General features: G+C 47.3%; 18 protein-coding genes. 5 read left to right on the top strand and 13 right to left on the bottom strand.

The features are described 5' to 3' along the window. Positions 1–66: 66 nt before the first annotated feature. Together ACQKMP_RS20265 and bcp are read right to left on the bottom strand one after the other, a co-directional pair. Complete coding sequence (locus ACQKMP_RS20265) at positions 67–4,350, bottom strand: acyl-CoA dehydratase activase-related protein (RefSeq protein ID WP_427470634.1); 4,284 nt, start codon at positions 4,348–4,350, stop codon at positions 67–69. Positions 4,351–4,473: 123 nt separating this feature from the next. Further along, positions 4,474–4,941, bottom strand: coding sequence for a thioredoxin-dependent thiol peroxidase (gene bcp / locus ACQKMP_RS20260; RefSeq protein WP_427470631.1), 468 nt, complete (start codon positions 4,939–4,941; stop codon positions 4,474–4,476). A 105-nt stretch (positions 4,942–5,046) separates the two neighbouring features. On the opposite strand from bcp, the gene ACQKMP_RS20255 reads away from it, so the two are divergent. Beyond that, entirely contained in the window at positions 5,047–6,099 is a 1,053-nt protein-coding gene (locus ACQKMP_RS20255; protein WP_427470629.1) for an LCP family protein, read from the top strand. A gap of 122 nt (positions 6,100–6,221) precedes the next feature. Continuing rightward, on the top strand, positions 6,222–7,538 hold the full coding sequence (locus tag ACQKMP_RS20250) for a glutamate-1-semialdehyde 2,1-aminomutase (RefSeq protein ID WP_339268602.1): 1,317 nt from the start codon (positions 6,222–6,224) through the stop codon (positions 7,536–7,538). A gap of 73 nt (positions 7,539–7,611) precedes the next feature. Here ACQKMP_RS20250 and ACQKMP_RS20245 read toward each other — a convergent pair whose 3' ends face one another. From ACQKMP_RS20245 to ACQKMP_RS20205, 9 genes are all read right to left on the bottom strand, one after another. Beyond that, positions 7,612–8,232: a hypothetical protein gene (locus ACQKMP_RS20245; RefSeq protein WP_427470627.1), complete on the bottom strand. Its 621-nt coding sequence runs from the start codon at positions 8,230–8,232 to the stop codon at positions 7,612–7,614. A 178-nt stretch (positions 8,233–8,410) separates the two neighbouring features. Continuing rightward, positions 8,411–8,962 (bottom strand): peptide deformylase, encoded by a 552-nt coding sequence (gene def / locus ACQKMP_RS20240; protein ID WP_042193240.1) that lies wholly within the window; start codon positions 8,960–8,962, stop codon positions 8,411–8,413. A 100-nt stretch (positions 8,963–9,062) separates the two neighbouring features. Beyond that, positions 9,063–10,355, bottom strand: coding sequence for a stalk domain-containing protein (locus ACQKMP_RS20235; protein ID WP_339800188.1), 1,293 nt, complete (start codon positions 10,353–10,355; stop codon positions 9,063–9,065). A 127-nt stretch (positions 10,356–10,482) separates the two neighbouring features. After that, entirely contained in the window at positions 10,483–10,743 is a 261-nt protein-coding gene (locus ACQKMP_RS20230; protein ID WP_076285870.1) for a hypothetical protein, read from the bottom strand. Between the two features lie 15 nt (positions 10,744–10,758). Beyond that, a complete protein-coding gene (locus ACQKMP_RS20225; RefSeq protein WP_427470624.1) occupies positions 10,759–11,643 on the bottom strand; it encodes an inositol monophosphatase family protein in 885 nt (294 codons plus the stop codon). A gap of 237 nt (positions 11,644–11,880) precedes the next feature. Continuing rightward, the gene (gene uvsE / locus ACQKMP_RS20220; RefSeq protein WP_339244634.1) at positions 11,881–12,888 is read right to left on the bottom strand and encodes a UV DNA damage repair endonuclease UvsE; all 1,008 of its coding nucleotides are present in this window, start codon (positions 12,886–12,888) and stop codon (positions 11,881–11,883) included. Further along, the gene (locus tag ACQKMP_RS20215; protein ID WP_042123954.1) at positions 12,885–13,202 is read right to left on the bottom strand and encodes a hypothetical protein; all 318 of its coding nucleotides are present in this window, start codon (positions 13,200–13,202) and stop codon (positions 12,885–12,887) included. Before ACQKMP_RS20215 ends, uvsE begins: the two co-directional genes overlap by 4 nt. Positions 13,203–13,249: 47 nt before the next feature. Then, complete coding sequence (locus ACQKMP_RS20210) at positions 13,250–14,341, bottom strand: D-alanine--D-alanine ligase (RefSeq protein WP_427470622.1); 1,092 nt, start codon at positions 14,339–14,341, stop codon at positions 13,250–13,252. Between the two features lie 22 nt (positions 14,342–14,363). After that, the gene (locus ACQKMP_RS20205; protein WP_081951017.1) at positions 14,364–15,395 is read right to left on the bottom strand and encodes an amidase domain-containing protein; all 1,032 of its coding nucleotides are present in this window, start codon (positions 15,393–15,395) and stop codon (positions 14,364–14,366) included. Positions 15,396–15,665: 270 nt separating this feature from the next. Here ACQKMP_RS20205 and acnA point away from each other — a divergent pair, with 270 nt between their 5' ends. Continuing rightward, positions 15,666–18,407, top strand: a complete 2,742-nt coding sequence (gene acnA / locus ACQKMP_RS20200; RefSeq protein ID WP_042184665.1) for an aconitate hydratase AcnA — start codon at positions 15,666–15,668, stop codon at positions 18,405–18,407. 132 nt (positions 18,408–18,539) lie between these two features. On the opposite strand, the gene ACQKMP_RS20195 is transcribed toward acnA, so the two are convergent. After that, positions 18,540–19,283 carry an IclR family transcriptional regulator gene (locus ACQKMP_RS20195; RefSeq protein WP_042184662.1) on the bottom strand — a complete coding sequence of 248 codons (744 nt, stop codon included), beginning with the start codon at positions 19,281–19,283 and terminating at the stop codon, positions 18,540–18,542. A gap of 271 nt (positions 19,284–19,554) precedes the next feature. Here ACQKMP_RS20195 and ACQKMP_RS20190 point away from each other — a divergent pair, with 271 nt between their 5' ends. Both ACQKMP_RS20190 and ACQKMP_RS20185 read left to right on the top strand, forming a co-directional pair. After that, the gene (locus ACQKMP_RS20190; protein WP_042184661.1) at positions 19,555–20,595 is read left to right on the top strand and encodes an alpha/beta hydrolase; all 1,041 of its coding nucleotides are present in this window, start codon (positions 19,555–19,557) and stop codon (positions 20,593–20,595) included. Positions 20,596–20,782: 187 nt separating this feature from the next. Next, positions 20,783–21,961 carry a Fe-Mn family superoxide dismutase gene (locus ACQKMP_RS20185; protein WP_094877189.1) on the top strand — a complete coding sequence of 393 codons (1,179 nt, stop codon included), beginning with the start codon at positions 20,783–20,785 and terminating at the stop codon, positions 21,959–21,961. Between the two features lie 121 nt (positions 21,962–22,082). On the opposite strand, the gene folE is transcribed toward ACQKMP_RS20185, so the two are convergent. Continuing rightward, positions 22,083–22,676, bottom strand: a complete 594-nt coding sequence (gene folE, locus ACQKMP_RS20180) for a GTP cyclohydrolase I FolE (protein ID WP_427470619.1) — start codon at positions 22,674–22,676, stop codon at positions 22,083–22,085. Between the last annotated feature and the right edge of the window lie 20 nt (positions 22,677–22,696).

The following is a 22,696-nucleotide window of genomic DNA, read 5'->3' as shown; positions in this document are numbered from 1 at the left end:
AGCGGACCAAGTGAATTCTTGGTCCGCTTTTTATAGGCACTTCTTCTATATGTTACCTTTTTAAGCTCAGGTCAAACTGTAGGAGCCTTCAAGTAGGGGCTGCTGCAGCGGTTTAAGTGATGGTTCTAAATCAGACACAGCATTCCCTTCATGACTGCTGGCAATCGACATCATCAGCTTGATTCGATTCGCTTGGTTAACTACACTAACTCCAGCATCATAATCAATGGCGACGATATTCGCACCTGGATACAACTCCTTAAGGCCCTTAATCATCCCACGCCCGGTAATATGATTGGGCAAGCAGGCGAACGGTTGAATACAAGCAATATTATTCACACCATTATCCAGCAGATCCATCATTTCTGCAGTCAGGAACCATCCCTCACCCATCTGATTTCCTACGGATACCAGTCGGCTGGCCTTCTCAGCAAGACCATAAATATTTTCCCGTCCTTTAGCCGGTCCGGCATCCTCAAGAGCTACCTTTATCGGCTTGCGATAAATCTCCAGATAGGAGATCAACATCGGATTAATATATCCTAGCCGTTTACTTTTACCGAATTGCTCGGCTTTGTAGATCGGATTATACACGCAATAAAAGATGAAATCTAAGAAGTCTGGCATTACCGCTTCTCCGCCCTCTGCCTCAATCATCTCGATGATGCGGTTGTTGGCGTCCGGATGAAATTTAATCAGGATCTCTCCAACAATGCCTACTCTTGGTTTAGTAGCACCTGTAACGGGCAGCTTACAGAAATCGGCTACAATTTCACGAATCAGACGTTTATATTCTCGGAACGAGAAGTTGACTAGACTGACCTTACAGCGCTCCATCCCCTTACGGAATAAACGCTCAGCACTCTGTGGAACGACCTCATACGGCCTAAAATGATTTAGCAACCGCATCATTAGATCACCATAGCAAGCCGCAGCGATCAGCCGATTTGCCAGCTTAAGACTGATTCGGAAGCCTGGCTGGTTCTCCATTCCAGAAGCATTCAGCGAAATCACAGGAATCTGTTCGAGATCTGAATCCTTTAAGGCTTTGCGGAGCAAAGAAATATAATTCGTCGCCCGGCAGCCACCGCCCGTCTGTGACATGATTACAGCGGTACGATTCGGATCATAGTCCCCGCTCTTCAGTGCCGACAGAATCTGCCCTATCGTTACAATAGCGGGATAACATGCATCATTGTTAACGTATCTAAGGCCCTCTTCCGTCTCTTCAGGTCCAGTAGTTTCAAGGATCTTGAGACGGTATCCCGCATCGCGGAAGACCTGTTCAAACAATTCAAAATGAATGGGCGACATCTGTGGCGCAAGGATCGTGTACGTTTCTTTCATTTCCTTCGTGAATGCTACATTAGCCTGTATTTTAGGCGGCTTCTGTGGCAGCACCTTTCCTTTTTCCCGTTCGCGCATCGCTGCCAGCAGTGAACGCAGCCGAATGCGCGCAGCGCCAAGGTTGCTAATCTCATCGATTTTGATCAGCGTATATACTTTGTTATGCCTTTCCATAATGTCTTGTACGGCATCACAGGTGATCGCATCAATCCCACAACCGAAGGAAGTCAATTGAACAAGCTCCAGGTCGGTTCGGACTGCGGCAAGGCGGGCTGCGCGGTACATTCGGGCATGATAGGTCCACTGATTAACTACTCCCACATCCCCTTCACTTCGGTCCAGATGGCAGACAGAATCTTCTGTCAGCACGGCGAGTCCCATACCGGTAATCATATCTGCAATGCCGTGATTAATTTCAGGATCCGCATGATAAGGGTGACCACAGAGAAGTATTCCCTTGTTCCCAGTGCTGGCAAGATACGCAAGCGTCTCTTCACCTTTGGTGCGCACATCACTTTTGGCGCGGTCAGCTTCAGCAAGTCCTGCCTGCACAGCATTCGCAATCTCTTCTCTCGGAATCCCTGTAAATGTCTTCACGAGTCCCTTAGTCAGCGCAGATCTATCGTCAAAGGTCAGAAACGGGCTGACCAGCGTGATTCCATTATCTTTTAGCCCATCCATATTGTTGCGAATGACCTCAGGGTAAGAGGCGACTACCGGACAATTGAAATGATTATCCGCTGCTTCATCTTCCTTCTTCTCATACACTACGGCAGGATAAAAAATAAAATCGACGCCTTTACCAATCAAGCTCTGCACATGTCCGTGCGCCATCTTTGCAGGATAGCAGATCGATTCTGAAGGAATCGTATCCATCCCACTTTCGTAAAGCTTCTTGCTTGATTTAGGAGAGAGAATTACCCGGTAGCCAAGTTTGGTGAAAAAAGTGTGCCAGAACGGATAATTCTCGAACATATTCATCGTACGTGGAATACCGACAGTGCCCCGTGCTGCACCTGACTCAGGTAATGCTTCATAGTCAAAGAAACGTTCATACTTATACTGCATCAAATTTGGCAGTACATTCTTCTCTTTCCTGCCTCCTGCACCACGCTCGCAGCGATTGCCTGTAACGTAGAAGCTCTTGTCCGGGAACCGACTGATCGTTAACGCACAGTTATTTCCACAGCGGCCACAGCGACCTGAAGATACCTCGTACTTAAAGTTGGCTATTTCCTCCGGTCCAAGCAGTGTACTTTTTCCGTCAGCCCCTGCTTGCTCACGGGCAATCAGTGCACAACCGTACGCTCCCATAACGCCAGCAATATCCGGTCTGACTACCGTTCTCCCCGTTAGGCGCTCAAAGGCCCGCAATACGGCTTCGTTATAGAAGGTGCCTCCCTGAACAATAATATTCCGCCCTAAATCCTCAGGGTTGCGAATTTTAATTACTTTTTGCAGGGCATTCTTAATTACGGAATAGGCAAGACCTGCCGAAAGATCAGCCAGCGACGCACCTTCCTTCTGAACCTGCTTCACTTTAGAATTCATGAATACCGTACAGCGGGAACCCAAATTAACAGGTTTGACTGCTTCCAGCGCTGACTTGGCAAACTCCTCGATACCTAATCCGAGCGCAGAAGCAAAGCTCTCCAGAAAAGAGCCGCAGCCTGCCGAACAGGCTTCATTGAGCATTAGACTGTCGATAGCACCGCCGCGGATCTTGATGCATTTCATGTCCTGTCCGCCGATATCCAGAATAAAGTCTACTTCCGGCATGAACTTAGATGCGGCCTTGTAATGAGCAACCGTCTCCACTTCACCGCCGTCCGTCCATAAAGCGGCTTTGATTAACCCCTCTCCATAACCTGTTACATAAGAACCTGCAATATAACAGCCTTCCGGTAGAACCCGATACATTTCCTTCAGTGCCTCACTGACAGAATACAAGGGATTCCCCTTGTTGCTGCCATAAAAGGTATGTAGAATTTCGTCAGCAGAGCCGGTCAATACGAGTTTGGTTGTTGTTGACCCTGCATCGATCCCCAGATAACAAGGGCCACGATACACAGCCAGGTCTGATCTGGCAGCAGAAGCTTTACCATGGCGCTGACGGAACGCAGCAAGCTCTTCGGGGTTCTCAAACAGCGGTGGTAATTCAGCATCCGCAGCCCGATCCGCTGTAAAATCCACAGCCGCTATTCGCGCGATCCAGCCTGAAAGCGGCAAAATAGTAGGATCCGCTTCAGAGAGTGCTGATCCAATCGCTACGAAATACTGCGACCTTTCGGGGAAAAGAATATCTGACTCCGCAAGTTCAAGCGTCTCCGCAAAACGCTGACGCAGGGCTGGCAGGAAGGTTAGCGGTCCGCCAAGGAAAGCCACTCGTCCGCGAATCGGACGTCCGCAAGCGAGACCGCTGATCGTCTGATTAACAATACTCTGAAAGATTGAAGCCGCCACGTCCTCCCGGCGGGCCCCCTCGTTTAATAGTGGCTGCACATCGCTTTTGGCGAATACACCGCAGCGTGAAGCGATAGGATAGATTCGCTCATGCTTCTCTGCCAATGCGTTTAAGCCCGCTGGGTCGGTCTGTAGCAGCGATGCCATTTGATCAATAAATGCTCCCGTTCCTCCCGCGCAAGCCGTATTCATACGCTGCTCAATGCCGCCTCGGAGATAGATGATCTTGGCGTCCTCACCACCCAGTTCAATCGCCGTATCGCATTCTGGAATCAGCTCGTCAATCGCCTTTGTACAGGCGATCACCTCCTGAACGAACGGTACGCCTCCCAGTTTGGATAAAGATAAGCCCGAGGAACCGCTTACAGTAAGGGCTGCGCCTCTCTCAGGAAATCTGCTCTGTACATCAGATAGAAGAGAGAGGGCTGCTTTTTTTATATCGCTATAATGTCTTACATAGTCCTGATAAACAATAGTGTTACGCTCTATAACAACCACTTTCGCAGTAGTTGATCCGATATCAAGGCCAATACGCAGCATTATCACTACACCACCTCGTCTTGCTCCAAATTTGAAGCAATTATGAGGAAACTATATCATGACAACACCTTATGAAAGCTGTTAAAAATGTAACAGACTTTTACAAAAAGTTATTAACAAACTTTATGATTTGGAAATCCCTGCTATGGCAGATGCTACATGACCCTTCACTCGTACTTTCCGCCATTCTTCCACTAAGATCCCCTGCTCATCGATCAGAAAAGTAGAACGTACAATGCCCATGAATTCTCTACCATAGAGCCTCTTAAGCTGCCATACACCGAACATTTCACTGACCTTATGATCCTCATCAGACAACAGTGGAAAGGGTAGACTGTTCTTCTCCGTAAATCTCATATGCGAAGCCAAAGGATCTGGACTGATGCCTAGAACAACCGCACCAAGCGTAATAATCTGATCATGGGCGTCCCGGAATTCGCAGGCCTCCTGCGTACAGGCTGGTGTCATATTTTTAGGATAAAAATATAAAATGACCTTTCGGCCCAGGTAATCACTTAAACTAACCTCTTGCCCGTTGGAAGACGGAAGAGTGAAATTCGGTACTTTTTGTCCAATAGCTACTACGTTCAAGTTATATCCACTCCTTCTTGATATTGGAGGATCGAGCATGAATTGCGCGTATCCCCAAAAGAAATTATAATGTAGAGAATGTGAATGCGAAAGGAAGAACGAGAAATGCCACCTAGAAAGAAAAGGCACGCAAAGACTGGTAAGTCAAAAAAGAAACCGCTGCTTTGGACACTGGCCATTATACTCCTCCTTATTATCGGTGGAGCCATTTACTACTTTACATCCATCTACACTGAGCTTGGCAGCATGTCGAACACCGAGAATTCACCATTTAAGAATGCTGAAACTGTTGATGTCGACACGCCAGAACCTCCAAAATGGGAAGGTACAGAGCCTGTTAATATACTGCTAATGGGCGTAGATGCCCGCGGTGTCAAGAAGGGAGAAATTCCTCGTTCTGATACAATGCTCGTAGCCTCACTTGATCCCGTGAAGAAGAAAATCAGCGTATTCTCAATTCTTAGAGACACTTACGTTCCGATTCCAGATCACGGCGAAAAACGTATTAATTCAGCTATCATTTATGGACCTAACACGGCGATGCAGACTGTAAGCGATCTGCTCGGCATCCCGATTCAATATTATGTCTACACGGACTTCCAAGGATTCATCAAGCTAGTAGATGCCGTTGGTGGTGTAGATTATGAAGTCGAGAAAGATATGGTGTACAAGACCATTGCAGATGGTCCCGAGTATGACATTGATCTTAAAAAAGGATATCAACATCTCGACGGTAATAAAGCTCTGCAATATGTACGTTTTCGACATGACGCTACCTCCGACTTCACTCGGACCGAGCGCCAGCGTGCTTTTCTCAAGGTTGTGGCTGACAAGCTGATCAAGACCACATCCATAATCAAGCTACCGAATATCCTGTCTCAAGTTACGCCTTATATCGAAACTAATCTGACAGTAAATGATATGTGGAAGCTTGCAACCGTTGGGTACGATAGTACCATGGGCGGTAGTGAGCAAATTCCGCCAATGGATCTGCTCAAAGAGGAAACTACAAGTGACGGATCGCAGGTTATAGGCATTCGCAGTGAGAAAAAATTAAAGGAATTTGTTCAGGATACCTTAAATGGCCCTGAGCCAACGCCTATACCTTCAAGTTCACCAGAGACTACTTCAAATAGTAACACTAGCGGAACCCAATAAAGATCTGACAAGCAACGTTCACAAGTAGACACTACAGGCAATGGTATAATACGGGCGGACAGCGGAAACACCGTTGTTCGCCCGTTGCCATGAGCACCAACAATCGAAAGGATGATCACATTATGAATCGTTCCACATCTGAGCAACTTTATCACGAAGCCCTTCAACATATCGTTGGAGGTGTAAATAGCCCTTCCCGCTCTTTTAAAGCCGTTGGAGGCGGAGCACCTGTATTTATGAAACGTGCCAGCGGATCTCACTTCTGGGATGTAGATGGCAATGAATATATCGACTATCTCCAAGCCTATGGACCGATCATTACCGGCCATGCTCACCCACATATAACGAAGGCAATTACCACTGCAGCTGAGAATGGTGTTCTTTACGGAACCCCAACAGAGCTCGAAATTAAGCTTGCTAAAATGCTTAAAGAAGCTATTCCGTCTATGGATAAAGTCCGGTTTGTCAATTCAGGCACAGAAGCGGTTATGACTACCATTCGTGTCGCTCGTGCTTATACAAAGCGCAGTAAAATCGTAAAATTCGCTGGCTGTTATCACGGCCACTCTGATCTAGTGCTCGTAGCAGCAGGATCCGGGCCTTCTACGCTTGGCATTCCAGATAGTGCCGGCGTTCCTAGCAGTATTGCACAGGAAGTAATCACTGTTCCGTTTAATGATCTGGAAAGCCTGCAAGAGGCACTAGAAAAATGGGGCGAAGATGTCGCCGCTGTAATGGTTGAGCCGATCGTCGGTAATTTCGGTATGGTGATGCCGAAGCCCGGATTCCTCGAAGGGCTCTGCAAGCTGGCTCATGCTAACGGCTCACTCGTTATTTATGACGAAGTCATTACGGCCTTCCGCTTCCACTATGGTTCCACACAGACATATGCAGGACTGGATAACCATGAAGACATTACTCCTGACCTTACAGCACTCGGCAAAATCATCGGTGGCGGTCTACCGATCGGCGCGTACGGCGGACGTAAGCATGTGATGGAACAAGTAGCCCCACTAGGACCGGCATACCAAGCGGGAACAATGGCGGGAAATCCAGCTTCCATTTCCGCAGGGATCGCCTGTCTGGAGGTGCTGAGCGCAGAAGGCGTATATGATGAGATGGAACGGCTTGCGATCCGCCTTGTCGGCGGTCTTCAGGAATCCGCTGACCGTCATGGCATTCCACTGACGATCAACCGCATCCGTGGTTCATTCTCTACTCATTTCTGTAAGCATCCAGTTACGAATTACGATGAGGCACAGGATACAGATGGCGAATTGTTCGGTAGCTTCTTCCGTCACATGTTGAACCGAGGGATTAACCTCGCCCCTTCGAAATATGAAGCTTGGTTCCTAACGACAGCACATACCGATGCAGATATCGACGCTACGCTGATTGCAGCAGAAGAATCCTTCCGCGCTATGGCGGCTGAGAAATAAGACGTTATTTACACCACTAAACATACTAAAACCTACCACCAAGCTTCTGGTGGTAGGTTTTTTTGCATAGGCACTATTCGAAGTCAATTTGCTTGTCCAATATAATCTCTGTCATGGCAGGTCCAAACATTTGGTCTCCTCCGGGTATTAAGGCAAATTGAACCGTATCCAGATCCGCTGGCAGCGGTGGCGAGACCAAGAACTGCATTTGTGTATGAGCTCCTCCTCCGTGACCTCTATGCGGCTGGATTTCATAGGCTGCCTCACTCAAAATCTCCAATGATAGAGCGGGTCTAAGATGAACGTGCTCCACTGTTTCTTTTAAATACTTAATCTCCACAGTAACTATACTGAGCGTTTCATACTGCATAGCATGTGTAAGTGTATACTCGCAATCTTCCAGGACTGTCCGCTTCACAATTGGAAGTACGCCGAGCAGTAAACCAGGCTCTTCCCAATATTTCCGTCTGGGCACAGCCTCATTCAGACTGTGTATATACTGTACAATCTGAGAAGTGTCCATCTCGAATCTAGTTGACCATTCCTCAAGGAGCTCACTTTCAGGGGAGAACCGTTTTTTTCCTGTTATAGCTTTACGTTCCTGAATCAGAGCCAAAATCTGCTCATCAATCTTCTTAACCTCATCATTGTATTCGTTGACCACGCCTCTTATTGGCATTCTACCCCAACCCATTTAATAACCTCCTTCTTATAATAAAGTTAATTTCTACCCATTAGCTACATGGTACCTCCTATGGATTAATTTGTAAAATATTCGAAATCATTCAATCTTGCAGATAGCAAAAAAAAAAGCATGTGTCCCTCAGCTTTATGCTGCAAGACCACACGCTTTAAGATTCAGAGATTTTCTTTTACTCATACAAGTTACGGATTTCCACTCCCTGAGGAAGCTTGAATGGATTTTCCTTGTTGATTCGGTCGTAGAACATGATGCCATCGAGATGATCGATCTCATGCTGGATGATGATGGCTTGGTAGCCCTTAAATTTAAGGACCACTTCCTTCCCCTCAAGATCATATCCCTTTACCTTCACAGATTCATAACGAGGTACAAAACCATGCACCGGCCGATCAACGGACAGACACCCCTCGCTCTCCGGTAAGTACACCATGGTTAGTGAGTGACTGATGATCTTAGGGTTAACCCAAGCATGCTCTACAATCCTCCCTCTCTCGTCCGTAGAATACATCACGAACATACGCTTCAACAGTCCGATTTGATTCGCCGACAGACCTACGCCAGAGCGTAAATTGTATTCTTCGGAAATCTCCGGGTCCTGGCTGTTCTTCAGAAACTGAAGCATACATTGCAGAGTCTCACGATCCTCCTCCTGTAGAGGAAGCTCCACTGGTTGAGCTACGGTACGAAGTACGGGATGACCTTCCCGTACAATATCATCCATAGTGATGATATATTCAGCACTAAATTTTGAACTAGACAATATTCCATCCACCTTTGCCTTACGGGCTTAATTTAAAATACCTATGATATAGTATGCAGATTTATGGATTTATGAAAGCCGTTCGCAGTTTGCTACTATAATTAACATCAAATCCAAGTCCGGTCGCCAATGCGGCAAGGGGAAGATAAGTTTTATCTTCTTTGCCTACCTTTTGCAGAAAAGCAGGGGTATCAATGGCTACATTCTGTCCATTCACCTTAATAAATTTGCTACCGATCGTGATTACAACCGTCCGGCCACCGTATTCAATAGTAGCACTGGAGGTCTTATTATCCCACTTTCCATTAGCGCCTACGGCATTTAGAATATCTTTAAGCGCCAAGAAGTTCTGACCATTCTTAAGGATGGGCTTATTCGGCGTATTTAACTCCACACCCTTTACAACAATCGACATCGGTACAGTATCCGTAGCCATCACCGCTACAGTGGGAATGCGGTATTCCCCCCATTGTAATTCAGCAAATACTTTTGCAATGGTCTCGTATCCAAGCTGCGTAGGGTGAAAATCCGCTTGTCCTGCCCCGATAATATGCGTGAGTGATCCCTCTGAGCCGGCAAACTTTGCCGCTACATGAGCTACTACTACCTTTGCTCCCTCTTGATTCATACTTGCAGCCACACGATCTGCCGAATCCGTAAATTTCGCTGCTGCGGTCATCAATTTAGTGTACATCGCACCAAGAGCGATCTTAGGAGCAGGCTGGTATTGGTCAGCCAAAATAATTGTTGCTTGAGGATTTATCGCACGAATATTCTCAAGACTCGCCTTCACATTCGTATTGTAATCCGCTAGCTTCTGCTCCAGCTGAGATTCAAAATCTGTATCTGTCAGCTCCTTCACCTGTAAGAAAAGACGGCTTACATCATTCCCGCCAATTGTAATCGTAATCAGATCGGCTTCCTTCAGCTCTGATGCGATCTGCGGGGTTAACTTTACGAATTGGTCTATCCGCGGATCTGGAAGACCTGACTGAATACCTTCAGCGGTAATCGCTGAGCCGTCCTTGATGGCTCCAGTGTAATTACGTAATCCAGCAGTGGTCAATCCAAGAATACCATAATTGGTAAGCTCGCTCCGGCCATGATACCACCCCTGCTCCAGTAGTCGCTCCGCATAACCGTAAGGCTTGGTATTCACATCCGTCATTCCCGGCTCGTATCCGGCAGTAATCGAATCGCCAAGAGCTACGATGCGAAAGACATCCTGACTTGCATCTTGTGTTGTAGACGTGTCAGCTGCATTTGCCGATCCGGCACCTACGCCAATCAGCACAGATAACAAAAGCATACTGCTTGTGCTAGCTGCTAAAATTCTTCTCCACTTACTTAGCATCGTATCCCTCCCAAAATGTTCTAATTCTCATTCTACCATCCCTGATAGCAACGCAAAAGAGCGGCCTCCCATATTCGGGAAACCGCTCTGAACATCACAATTATTATCACAGCTAGAAACGAATGTCTTATTCTTTATTAGAATCCTCTTGTGAATTCAAATGTTTCCCGGCACGTTCCAGATATTTATCATAACGATCGTCTAGTTCATGTCCAATCTTACGATACCGCAGCGTCTCCTCCACAATAGGATCCATTGTGGTCTGGATACGAATTTCATACTTCGGAGAGATCTCACGGATTTCTTTAGCTATACGGTCACCCTGTTCCATCTCACCATCAACCAGCATTTCGCTTAGCTTGCGTTCCAGATCATCCTTCTCGCTCATGACGCATCGTCCTCCCTAAAGCTTATATCCTGTTGCTTCAGCATTCTTCAGTGACGAAACCAAATATTCGTGAATATGACCATTACTTGCTACTATATGACGAGTGCCAATATCGTATGGACGCCCAAGCGTATCCGTAATTCTGCCCCCTGATTCAAGCACTAGCAGCACTCCTGCTGCACAATCCCAAGGGCTTAAGCCTACTTCCCAGTATCCATCTACCCGACCTGCTGCCACATAAGCCAAGTGTAGAGCAGCTGAACCTCCTGCGCGAATACCACGAATCTGCGGAAGAATGCTCTGCAGTCCTGCCATATTTACAGGTTGCGCAAATTCACGGTCCGGCGGAAAGCCCATTGCAATCAAGCTGTCTCCAAAAACGTCCTCCATAGAGACTGCGGTAGGAACACCATGCATGTAGGCTCCCTTACCTTTTTCAGCAACGAACATTTCATCACGAATCGGATCGTAAATTACCCCCACCGTTAATTCTCCACGAATCACTAAAGCAATGGAGACACAGTAAAAAGGAAATCCGTGTACAAAATTAGTCGTACCATCTACAGGATCTACAATCCACAGATATTCATGCTCACGAGCTTCTTCCAATGCAGCGGTTGCTGCTGCTGCTCCCGGGGAAACGCCTTCCTCACCGAGGATCGCATGATCTGGATAATGTGTCAGGATCAACCTGCGGATCATCTGTTCAACGCCTTTATCTACTTCCGTGACCAGATCCTGTGCTGATGTCTTTGTATTAAGTTCCTTCACCAGGCCCTGTCTGCTTTTTATCCATTCTCCTGCTTTGGCAGCAGCATTAATGGCTACCGCCGTATGTCCCTTGCTTGTTACTACATAGGGTTCACGTTCTTTCTTACCCTCTGGTTTTAAAGGACTCATATCTTCACTCCGCTTCCTTGAACATAATCGCCATTGGCATGAAATTTAAAGCAATCCTATTCACAATACCGTTCAATACGCCAAAACGTTCTCAAAGTTCCGCCATAAGGGATACCCATTTCTATGATCCCTTGAATGTTAATCGTAATAAAGTTTCATTCAACGTACCCTATTTCAAGTTACATATCAAGTCATGATAGGGCCCGTATTCGGGACCTATCGCCTTATTTTCATTGTTTAAGGTTCGATATTCACACTTGCCCCATTTAATACAGAAATTCCGTTACCGGCATCAGCCAGCTCCTTCATCGCTTCCATCAATCCAAATAACGCACCATCTTTTAGTTTTGCCTCAATCATAACATCAATAGCAGGGGTATCTGCAGCTATCCGTTTTAAAAAAGCTACTAATGGCGCAGGCTCCACACCATCTGCATGGCTGCGTGGATCAGACGGACTGCGCGGACTAGATACATGAATCTTAGGCGGGAAAAGCTCTCCAGACGGAACATCCTTCTGCGCAAGCTCGCTTCGCCATGTCTGCTGAATATCAGGCCACAGCTCCCAAGGGAGCTCTCCTTCATTATTCACCCATTGATGGTGAATATCCAGCACCATCGGCAGGCCTACGTTCTGGCAGACTGCCAGTGTCTCCGGGGCTGTGAAGGTCTTATCATCATTCTCCAGCGTAATACGTGCCTGCAGCGCTGCTGGTAGCTCGCGGAAATGCTTCTCAAACCGCTTGGCTGCCACCGGCTTGTCCCCATAGGCTCCGCCAATATGAATATTGTTCTTCGCCATGGCAGGAAGTCCCATGGCATTCAGCATGTCCGTGTGGTGCTGCAAATCCCGGATGGAACTTACTAGCACCTCAGGACGGGGTGTACTAAGCACTGTAAAGTGATCTGGATGAAAAGACACCCGCATCCCATGCTTTTTCACATATTGCCCCACTTCCGCGAATTCCTCAGCGAGCGCAGCAAACGGATTCCAATCCTGTAAATCAGGATGCGTCGCCAGAGGAATCAACTTGGAAGTGAGACGGTACACGAAGATGTCGGAACCCACATTATGCTTCATTAGTCGCAGCGTATTGTGCAGATTCATCCGAGCGAGGTTCTCCAAACGCCGAAGTGCCGCTTCACGGTCATCCAGCTTCTTGAAGGAGGCCATCGTCATAGTCTTGGATGGTGAGCAGTCTTTGATAACGGTGGACATCGCTACATATCCAAAACGGACAATCATCCCTGCGCTCCAAAAAACATTTCATCTGCTAGTGCAGTTTGCACTTTTGATTCTTCTTCATTCAATTTACGCACGAGTTCCATTTCGACCGCTGTAACCTCATGCCCCTGAAAATTAATCTCTGCGATCGAGGCTGAGATTTTGACGATCGCTACAGCTACATTCTCAGGTGTGTAGGCAATCACCTTCTGACCCGTCGGATACACGCGAAAGCCCTGCTTCACCATTTTGGTACGCCCATACTCCAGCAGCTCGTACAGCTCTTGTTCATTCTTGAACTTACAGACGGAATTGAATTCAGTTTGAAAACCCATATTTCGTCGCCCCTTTCCAGTCGGGATGAACCCGCTAGTAGCTTCAATTACTCGTTGTCATACTTAAGACCTTGTTTGAAATTATAGCGCTCTAAGGCTAACTCAATCATACGGTCTAACAGAGCTCTATAGGATACACCTGTCTCACGCCACAATAGCGGATACATGCTGTAAGGAGTGAAGCCAGGCATCGTATTCACTTCGTTAATTAGAATTTTACCATCCGATCTCCGCAGGAAGAAGTCCGCCCGGGTAATCCCGCTACCCTCAATCGCTCTAAAAGCGGTTATCGCGGACTCCCGCAAACGATCAGCAACTTCAGAATCTACTGGCGCAGGAATCATCATTTGCGATTTACCATCCGTATATTTAGCTGCGTAGTCATAATATTCTCCAGAAGAAACGATTTCACCCGGAACAGAGGCCTCTGGCTCATCATTTCCGAGCACACCGACCTCTACCTCACGAGCATCCACGAATTCCTCAATAATGACTTTGGTGTCATAACGGAAGGCGAAATCTATAGCTTTTACAAGACTTTCCTTATCAGAAGCCTTAGAAATACCTACACTTGAGCCCAGATTAGCAGGCTTTACGAATACTGGATATCCCAGTTTATCCTCTACACCCACAATCAACTCATGGCTTTTTCTTTTCCAAGCGCTGATGTTAAAATAACAATATTTACACTGATCCAGACCTGCATCAGCGAATAGCTTCTTCATAACAACCTTATCCATCCCTGCCGAAGAGGCAAGAACACCAGCCCCAATGTAAGGAATATTCGCCATTTCGAACAACCCTTGAATTGTTCCGTCCTCGCCATACGTGCCGTGCAGCAGTGGGAACATAACGTCCACCGCTTTATCCGCACCGGATAGTCCACTAAATACTACATTCAGGGCTGTGCCCATATCTTCCGTTGCATCTGAAAGCTTGAGCTGCTCTACCTCACTATAAGGTGCCGATAACGTCTCTCCGACTTTCCACAAGCCCTGTTTTGAAATATAAAACGGGATAATCTCATATTTATCGTAATCAAATGAGTTCATCACGGCAAAAGCCGTCTGTAAAGATACCTCATGTTCTCCGGATTTGCCCCCGTACACCAGCCCTACGGTTAGTTTTGCGTTCCCCATACCTTTATAACCTCTTTCTGTCTTATAAATAGTCGTTAATATGAAAAAAACGGTATTTCGTTTGATCCGTCCATGCGTAGGAATCACGATAGTCCCAGAAGCGATGACGACTGCTAACTGTACGTGCATTCACAAGCGGCATGCCACCAGCATCAAAGGCTGTGACGATCGTGCTGTGCTGATATTGCCCGTTACCATCCCAGTCATATTGAATGATATCGCCCAGCATCAATTGCTCCGGCCGCTCCATGACTTCCGCACGCAAGCCACTGCTCCGGCTAACGCTCAAATAGCGCTGCAGACTGTCTGATACAGCCCAGCTATAACTCCACCATTCTTGTTTTCCTTGGTAGCCTTTGTACCACCAACCCGTTTCTCTTTTACCAGTATAGTTGATAGGCGCGCCCCCTGCAAAGAGGCATTGGGAGACATAATTCGTACAATCTACCTCAAATGTTTCGAACTCCGGATTCCCGTCTTTCCACCAACGATCGGCATAAGCCACCGCTTCTTCACGGTTGTAGCGAACCTCTCTTGAGCCCGAGATCTCACCAAGAATATTCCGGTTTAGAAGGGGCTGTGATGGCAGCGGAGCAGGCAAAGCTTCCCCCCATTTGGACAACCTGCCTGATAACTCCACCTCAGCTCTATGAACTGTATTCCTTTCGGGAATGGTTCGTTCTATAGCAGCGATTTCCCAACCCCCTCCGTCCCGCACAAAGGTCAGCCGCTCCAGCTCAACCCTATCCTCGCGGTGGTTAACGCCTCCTTTTTCATAATAGAGTGCACTATGCAGCGTAACCTCTGCTACCACCTCAGTCGGAGTCTGCCGGACGGTCCGTAAAGTCTTTACACCTGTTTCCCCACGCAGCGGAGTGATCCCACGAGCGGTATACCATTCAGCGATACGGCGTGAACGTTCCCCTTGCTCCACCAGAAAACGTGGATCTTTAACGGATACGGAAACTGTTTGCGATGAGGACTTAGGTTCCACCTTGGCCTTATTCACTTGATCTACATATACATATAGACTCTGCTTCCACTGTTGTTCCATTATACTCGCACCCCTTCATTCCCTTTTAACTGCTGCTCTATGTATATGAAAGGAAACAGGCCGCTATACAGATCGCTTCAATTTACATGGTAGGGCATATGCTTTGCTTATAGCTTACGTTTTAGAGGTAACTCTAAATGGTTTCTGAGATGCGATATTCGGGCTTTATATATAGGAAAAAAAACTTTACTCCCCTCTTTGTAACCGTTATAATTAAATAACATGCAATGTGAAATTGAGTTTCAATAGATGAAACAAGGAGGCGCACATATGCCAAGCAAGGATCATTTCTCGTTGGCCCGCACCCTGGAATCAGGTGGCAAATCTTATCGCTATTATGATCTTAACTCCCTTGAGGAACAAGGATTGGGCTCTATCTCTTCCCTTCCTTTCTCGATCAAAGTATTACTTGAGGCGGCTGTTCGTCAATTTGACGGACGGGCGATTACAGAAGAACATGTGAAACAATTGGCTGATTGGTCAGGCGACATTGATCGCAATAAAGAAATTCCGTTTATCCCTGCTCGTATCGTACTTCAGGACTTTACCGGTGTTCCGGTAGTCGTAGATCTGGCAGCTATGCGTGACACCGTAAAGAAAGCCGGCGGAGATCCTAAACAGATTAACCCTCTCGTTCCCGTTGACCTTGTAATTGACCACTCTGTTATGGTTGATGCTTTCGGTACGGCAGACGCTTTGGAATACAATATGAACGTGGAGTTTGAGCGCAACGAGGAACGCTACCGTTTCCTTCGCTGGGCACAGACCGCTTTCAATAACTTCCGTGCAGTTCCTCCAGCTACCGGTATCGTGCATCAGGTGAATTTGGAGTATTTGGCTTCCGTAGCCACCACTAAAACTATCGATGGTGAAACTGTCGTTTATCCAGATTCCCTTGTTGGAACGGACTCCCACACTACGATGATCAATGGACTTGGTGTTGTGGGCTGGGGTGTAGGCGGTATTGAAGCTGAAGCAGGTATGCTCGGACAACCGCTCTATTTTGTTACACCAGATGTAGTGGGCTTCAAGCTTACAGGCAGTCTTATCGAAGGGGCTACAGCAACAGACTTGGCTCTGACAGTGACTGAAATGTTGCGTAAAAAGGGCGTAGTCGGCAAATTCGTCGAATTCTACGGTCCTGGTCTTGCTAACATCAGTCTTGCTGACCGGGCAACGGTTGCTAACATGGCGCCAGAATACGGAGCAACGATCGGTTTCTTCCCTGTAGATGAAGAGACACTTGCTTATCTTCGCAGCACAGGTCGTCCAGATGATCTGGTAGAGCTCGTTGAGTCTTATTACAAAGCACAAGGCATGTTCCGCACTTCGAATACGCCAGATCCTGAGTTCAGCGATGTAATTGAACTTGACCTAGCTTCTGTCGTTCCAAGCTTGGCTGGACCAAAACGTCCGCAAGACCGGATCGAACTTACGCATATGAAAGAAAATTTCGAAGGTATTATCCGTACACCTGTAGACAAAGGCGGTTACGGTCTCAGCGATGAGAAAATCGCCCAAGCTGTAGAAATAGAACATAAAAATGGCACCAAAAGCAAGCTGAGCACAGGCGCGGTCGTGATCGCAGCGATTACAAGCTGTACGAATACTTCTAACCCTAGCGTTATGCTTGGTGCAGGTCTTTTGGCGAAAAAAGCTGTGGAACGTGGTCTGACCAAACCAGCATACGTTAAGAGCAGCTTGACTCCAGGATCATTGGTTGTTACTGAATATTTGGAAAAAGCAGACTTGCTGAAGCCACTTGAAGCACTGGGCTTCTACTTGGCGGGATATGGCTGTGCTACTTGTATCGGTAACTCCGGTCCATTGCCTGAAGAGGTTAGCCAAGCCATCACTGATAACGATATGACCGTAGCTGCTGTAATCTCCGGTAACCGTAACTTTGAAGGCCGCGTACATGCTCAGGTCAAAGCCAACTACTTGGCTTCACCGCCGCTCGTAGTTGCTTACGCACTGGCTGGCACTGTAAATATCGATTTACAGACTGAACCGCTCGGATTTGATCCACAAGGTGAGCCAGTATTCCTGAAGGATATTTGGCCAACTACTGCTGAAATTCGTGAAGCAATCGGCCTCTCCCTTAGTCCGGAGATGTTCCGTCGTAAATACGAGAATGTATTCACTGCTAATGAACGTTGGAATTCTATCCCTGTTCCACAAGGCGAACTGTATGAGTGGGATGATAATTCCACGTATATTCAGAATCCGCCATTCTTTGAGCATCTGGCAGACGGTCTGGGAGACATCAAGGATATCAAGGATGCACGCGTTCTGGCGTTGCTTGCTGACTCCGTAACGACCGACCATATCTCACCTGCAGGTAATATCTCTACCTCTGGTCCTGCCGGCGAATATTTACGCGATCATGGTGTAGAACGTGCAGACTTCAACTCCTACGGCTCACGCCGCGGAAATCATGAAGTCATGATGCGTGGTACATTCGCTAATATTCGGATTCGTAACGCAGTAGCTCCAGGTACAGAAGGCGGAGTTACAACCTTCCTGCCAAGCGATGAAGTCATGTCCATCTATGACGCTTCCATGCTGTATCAGGACGCTGGACAGAATCTCATCGTTATCGCCGGTAAAGAATACGGCACAGGAAGCTCACGTGACTGGGCTGCCAAGGGCACGCTTCTGTTGGGTGTTAAAGCTGTTATCGCTGAGAGCTTTGAGCGGATTCACCGCAGCAATCTGGTTGGTATGGGTGTGCTTCCACTGCAATTCCAGGAAGGCCACGGCTGGAGCAGCTTGGGATTGACCGGACGTGAGACCTTCAACATTACCGGTCTCGATAACGAGGTGACGCCAAGCCAAGATCTAACTGTTACCGCTACCCGTGAAGACGGTACTCAGTTCGATTTCCCTGTCACAGCACGCCTCGACAGTACGGTTGATATTGATTACTATCGCAATGGTGGTATTCTACAAACTGTACTTCGTCAAATGCTGGCGGATGCCACAGATTCTTCGGCTGTATCTGTAGAATAGGTTTATCGCAAGACGCACAAGGGAGTGCCCTCTGGCCATTAAGGCTAGAGACACTCCCTTGTCTTATTATATTTGGATATTAAACGGCCAGCCTCCGATCATCCGGAGACTGGCCGTTTTTCTCATGTTGGGCTATGGAATCATCATGCCCATTTCACTTGCTGCTTCCTTCAAGATGGCGGCATACTCTACTAACGTATCCCTAGACAGGCGGCTGACCGGCCCTGACAGCGATAACGCCGCAATCACATTTCCACTACGGCCTGTGACTGGTACCGCCACAGCGGCCGCACCAGACTCACGTTCTTCGAAACTCGTGGCATACCCCAGCCGGATGATCTCATTAAGCTGATCTTTGTATACACTCTTCTCAACGTAATCCGGCCACTCCGAACTCTCCAGCAGCTCTCTCAACACCTCAGGTGGTGCATACGCTGCTAACACCTTACTCGACGCCCCTACGGATAATGGCAGCCTCGCACCGATCTGTGCAACTCTACGAATCGCTTGCTGGCTCTGTACCGCCTGAATACGTACGCGTTCAATACCATCCCGTAAGTAAAGGCTGACCGTCTCTCCGAGTCGATCTCTCAGCCGTTCCATAGATGGCAGCAATACCGCTGCCGACTCGTCAAAAGCAGGCAGATGCGTCGACAACTCCCAGATTCGTATACCCAACCTATATTTTTCTGTCGCCGGATTGCGAATAAGAAAGCCCTTTTCCTCTAGTGTTGCCAGCAATCTGTGGACTGTACTCTTATGTAAGTCAATCTTTGATGCGATCTCCGTTAACCCTAAATCTCTGTCCTGCGTAAAACAAAGTAATATATCAAGCGCACGTTCTACCGCGCGTACCGTTAGCTTTCGGTCCTCCACAGTAATCCCCCTTCGTGTTTCATCAAATGAAACGCGGTTACATTATAACTAACTCTATCTTAGTGCAAAACTCTACGGAAAGTCCAGTATATTCACTGAGCCGAAAAAGACTGGTCCGCACTTTACAGTTACATTACAAAACGGTCCAATTCATTGACTTTGTAAGTGCTTCAACTTACGATAAACATATTAAATATACTAATGCTTTAGTATCATTTTCGACAAATTATCCTAGGCACTAGTACTCACATCATACTTAGGAGGGGACCTTATGGATCTGACAACCAGCCGAGCCGGCACGTCAGTCTCCCGTCGTCCTAAACTACCTAAACAGGGCAGTTCATCACGACTATCGCTGCGGATGATCCGTGTTAAGCATATTATCGTTGCATTGCTATTATCTATATTTTTCTTTTTAGCATTTTGTTTTGTCTCGCTTCATGGCTACATCGCTTGGGTGCTATCCAATCCAACCGTCGCGCCACTGTACTCCAATCCTATGATGGCCAAAGGCCTCGCCTACGAGGATGTAACCTTCCCAGCTAAGGATGGCAGTCGCCTGATGAACGGCTGGTATATTCCAGCCAAGGATGCTACTAAGACTATTGTGTTCAGTCATGGCTATGGTGCCAACCGCGAAGAGTCTTGGGTACCTATGTACGATCTCGCTCACTATGCACACAGTCTGAATTTCAATGTCGTAATGTTTGATTACGGATTTGCTGCCCAAGGTAATAAGGATATTGCAACCGGCGGCAAAAAAGAATCCCAGCAGCTTCTAGGCGCCATTGATTTCGCAAAGGAACGCGGAGCTAAAGAGCTCGTTGTTTGGGGCTTCTCCATGGGTGCTGGCACAGCACTGCAGGCAGGTTTAGTATCTGAGGACATCGACGCGATGATTCTGGACAGCACCTTTTTGTTAGAACCAGACACGCTGTATCATAATATCAAGCAGAATATCGATCTGCCGCGCCAGCCTTCCCTGGCGATCATGGAAATGCTGTTCCCGGTACTGAACGGTACGGGACTAGATCAGATTCCTTATGCAAAGGTTAAATCCAAAGACTATCCTTTCCCTATCCTATTCATGCATGGAACCAAAGACGATAAAGCACCTTATCCTATTGCCGAAGAACTAGCAGCAAATCAGAACAATCCGTTCTCTGATTCCTGGATCATCGAGGGTAGTCATCATGAGCTGTTGTTCCGCGAGCATCCCCGTGAGTATTTGCGGCGGGTCTCCGCTTTCTTAGGGAATGTCCATCTGGCCAAAAATAATAATGGCGATCAGCCAGCGATGGCAAGTAATTAACTAAGCGCTAATAACCATACGAACAGCCTCTTCCAGGGACAGAAAGAACGCGCCCTAGGAAGAGGCTGTTTTCATCCCCAGGAAAGAAAGAAGCCAAAGAGGCACTCTAAGTTTATGTTCTTCATAACCTTCCAAGACCGTTCATATAATGGACTGATAAAGACATATCACGGGAGGTTTTCTTGGCATGCTATATGTATACGGGCCGATGCTGCCAGTACGTATTCTGGAAGAAATCGTATTTTGGAAAACACAAGAGAAAGAGCATACCGAAGTCATCAAAGCGATCGTACCTAAATTAGAGGACCCTTATGTGAAACTCCTCGATGAATGGGCCGTTGTTTTTGGTGCAACTGAGCAGGCGGCACAGCAGCTATTGAATGCTGCCCTTTCCGCTTCTCCTCCGCCACAGGCAGAACTCACTGCGGAAACGGAGAAACTGCTACATATCTCCTGCAATCAATCCCAAGAGTTCGTCCGGCAGCTCTTTGCCATCATGGAGAGTAGCGCAGCGGTCAAAGCCGTCCCCCTTGCAACTACTGTGATTCTGCATATTATTCGCGAATCAGAATACTTCTTAGCCGTACTGCAGACACTCAGCTCGCCCGGAAAGCTTTCACAAGTCATGCGTGATTACACAGAGGATTATGTCGTAAACATCGATACAGACGATACTATGCGGAATGATGGATTCTCTACTTTTACTGACACTGTTCCTGATATCCGCGATAAAAACGACGCAGTACCCATTGGCGGCCATACGCTACCTCCCTTGCCTTACGCCTATAATGCACTAGAACCTTATATTGACGAAAAGACGATGAGAATTCATCATGATAAGCACCATCAAAGTTATGTAGATGGATTAAACAAGGCTGAAGTTAAATTAGCAGATTCCCGTAAGAACGGTGACTTCGATCTCGTTAAGCATTGGGAGAGAGAATTAGCCTTTAATGGTGCAGGCCACTATCTTCACACGATCTTTTGGAACGTGATGTCTCCGCAAGGTGGGGGCCGCCCAACAGGTGCTTTACTAGAAGCTATAGAACAAAGCTTTGGAAGCTATGACAGCTTCAAGAAACAGTTCACCGAAGCTGCGAATAAAGTAGAAGGTGGCGGCTGGGCCATTCTCGTCTGGAGTCCACGTAGCCATAGACTAGAAATTCTCACTGCGGAAAAACATCAAAATTTATCGCAATGGGACGTTGTTCCGCTCTTGGCCTTGGATGTATGGGAACATGCCTACTATCTGAAACATCAGAATAATCGTGCGGATTATATTAACGATTGGTGGAAGGTCGTCAACTGGCCATATGTGTCAGAGCGTTATGCGGCTGCCAGTAAACTGGCATGGAAGCCTTACTGATCTCTTACCACTTCGTAGAAGACATCACTTCTATTCGCTTATATTGACCCAAAAGGACCCATCGTTCACAAAAAGTGAATGATGGGTCCTTCTAATTTCGAGGTATAGACACCTCTATATACTATTCTTTAATCAAGCTCAGAAACTCCGCACGAGCGGCGGCATCCTCCCGGAAGACCCCTCTAGTAGACATGGTTACCGTCTTACTTCCTGGCTTCTTCACTCCACGTGCGCACATACAAAGATGTTCACCTTCCACAACGACCATAACGCCTTGAGGGCTTAGTACCTCCGTCATAATATCCGCAATTTGCGTCGTAATGCGCTCTTGAACCTGCAAACGCCGACTCACTGCTTCAACTAGGCGAGCTAATTTGCTGAGTCCAGCAATCCGTCCGCTCGGAATGTATCCAATATGCACTTTACCGAAGAATGGAGCCATGTGATGCTCACATTGGCTGTAATAGACGATATCCTTCACGATCACTAGCTCTTCATGAGACTCATCAAAAGTAACACCGAGCGCCTCGCGGGGATCTATCGAATAACCGCCGAATATCTCCTCGTACATCCGCGTAACACGTGCTGGTGTTTCAAGCAGTCCCTCGCGGCCGGTATCTTCACCGATTAATTCTAATATTTTCTCAACGTGATACTCGATTTGCTCACGGTTCTCTGATACTTTACCGTTCACGTATTCATTGATGTTCCCCATGATGTCTCCCCCTTCCGCAC

Origin of the sequence: Paenibacillus sp. NPDC101420 (genome assembly GCF_050277435.1) — a bacterium.
GTDB lineage: Bacteria > Bacillota > Bacilli > Paenibacillales > Paenibacillaceae > Paenibacillus_AQ.
The sequence above is the reverse complement of the archived record's forward strand: the minus strand, read 5'-3'. Positions and strand labels throughout refer to the sequence as shown.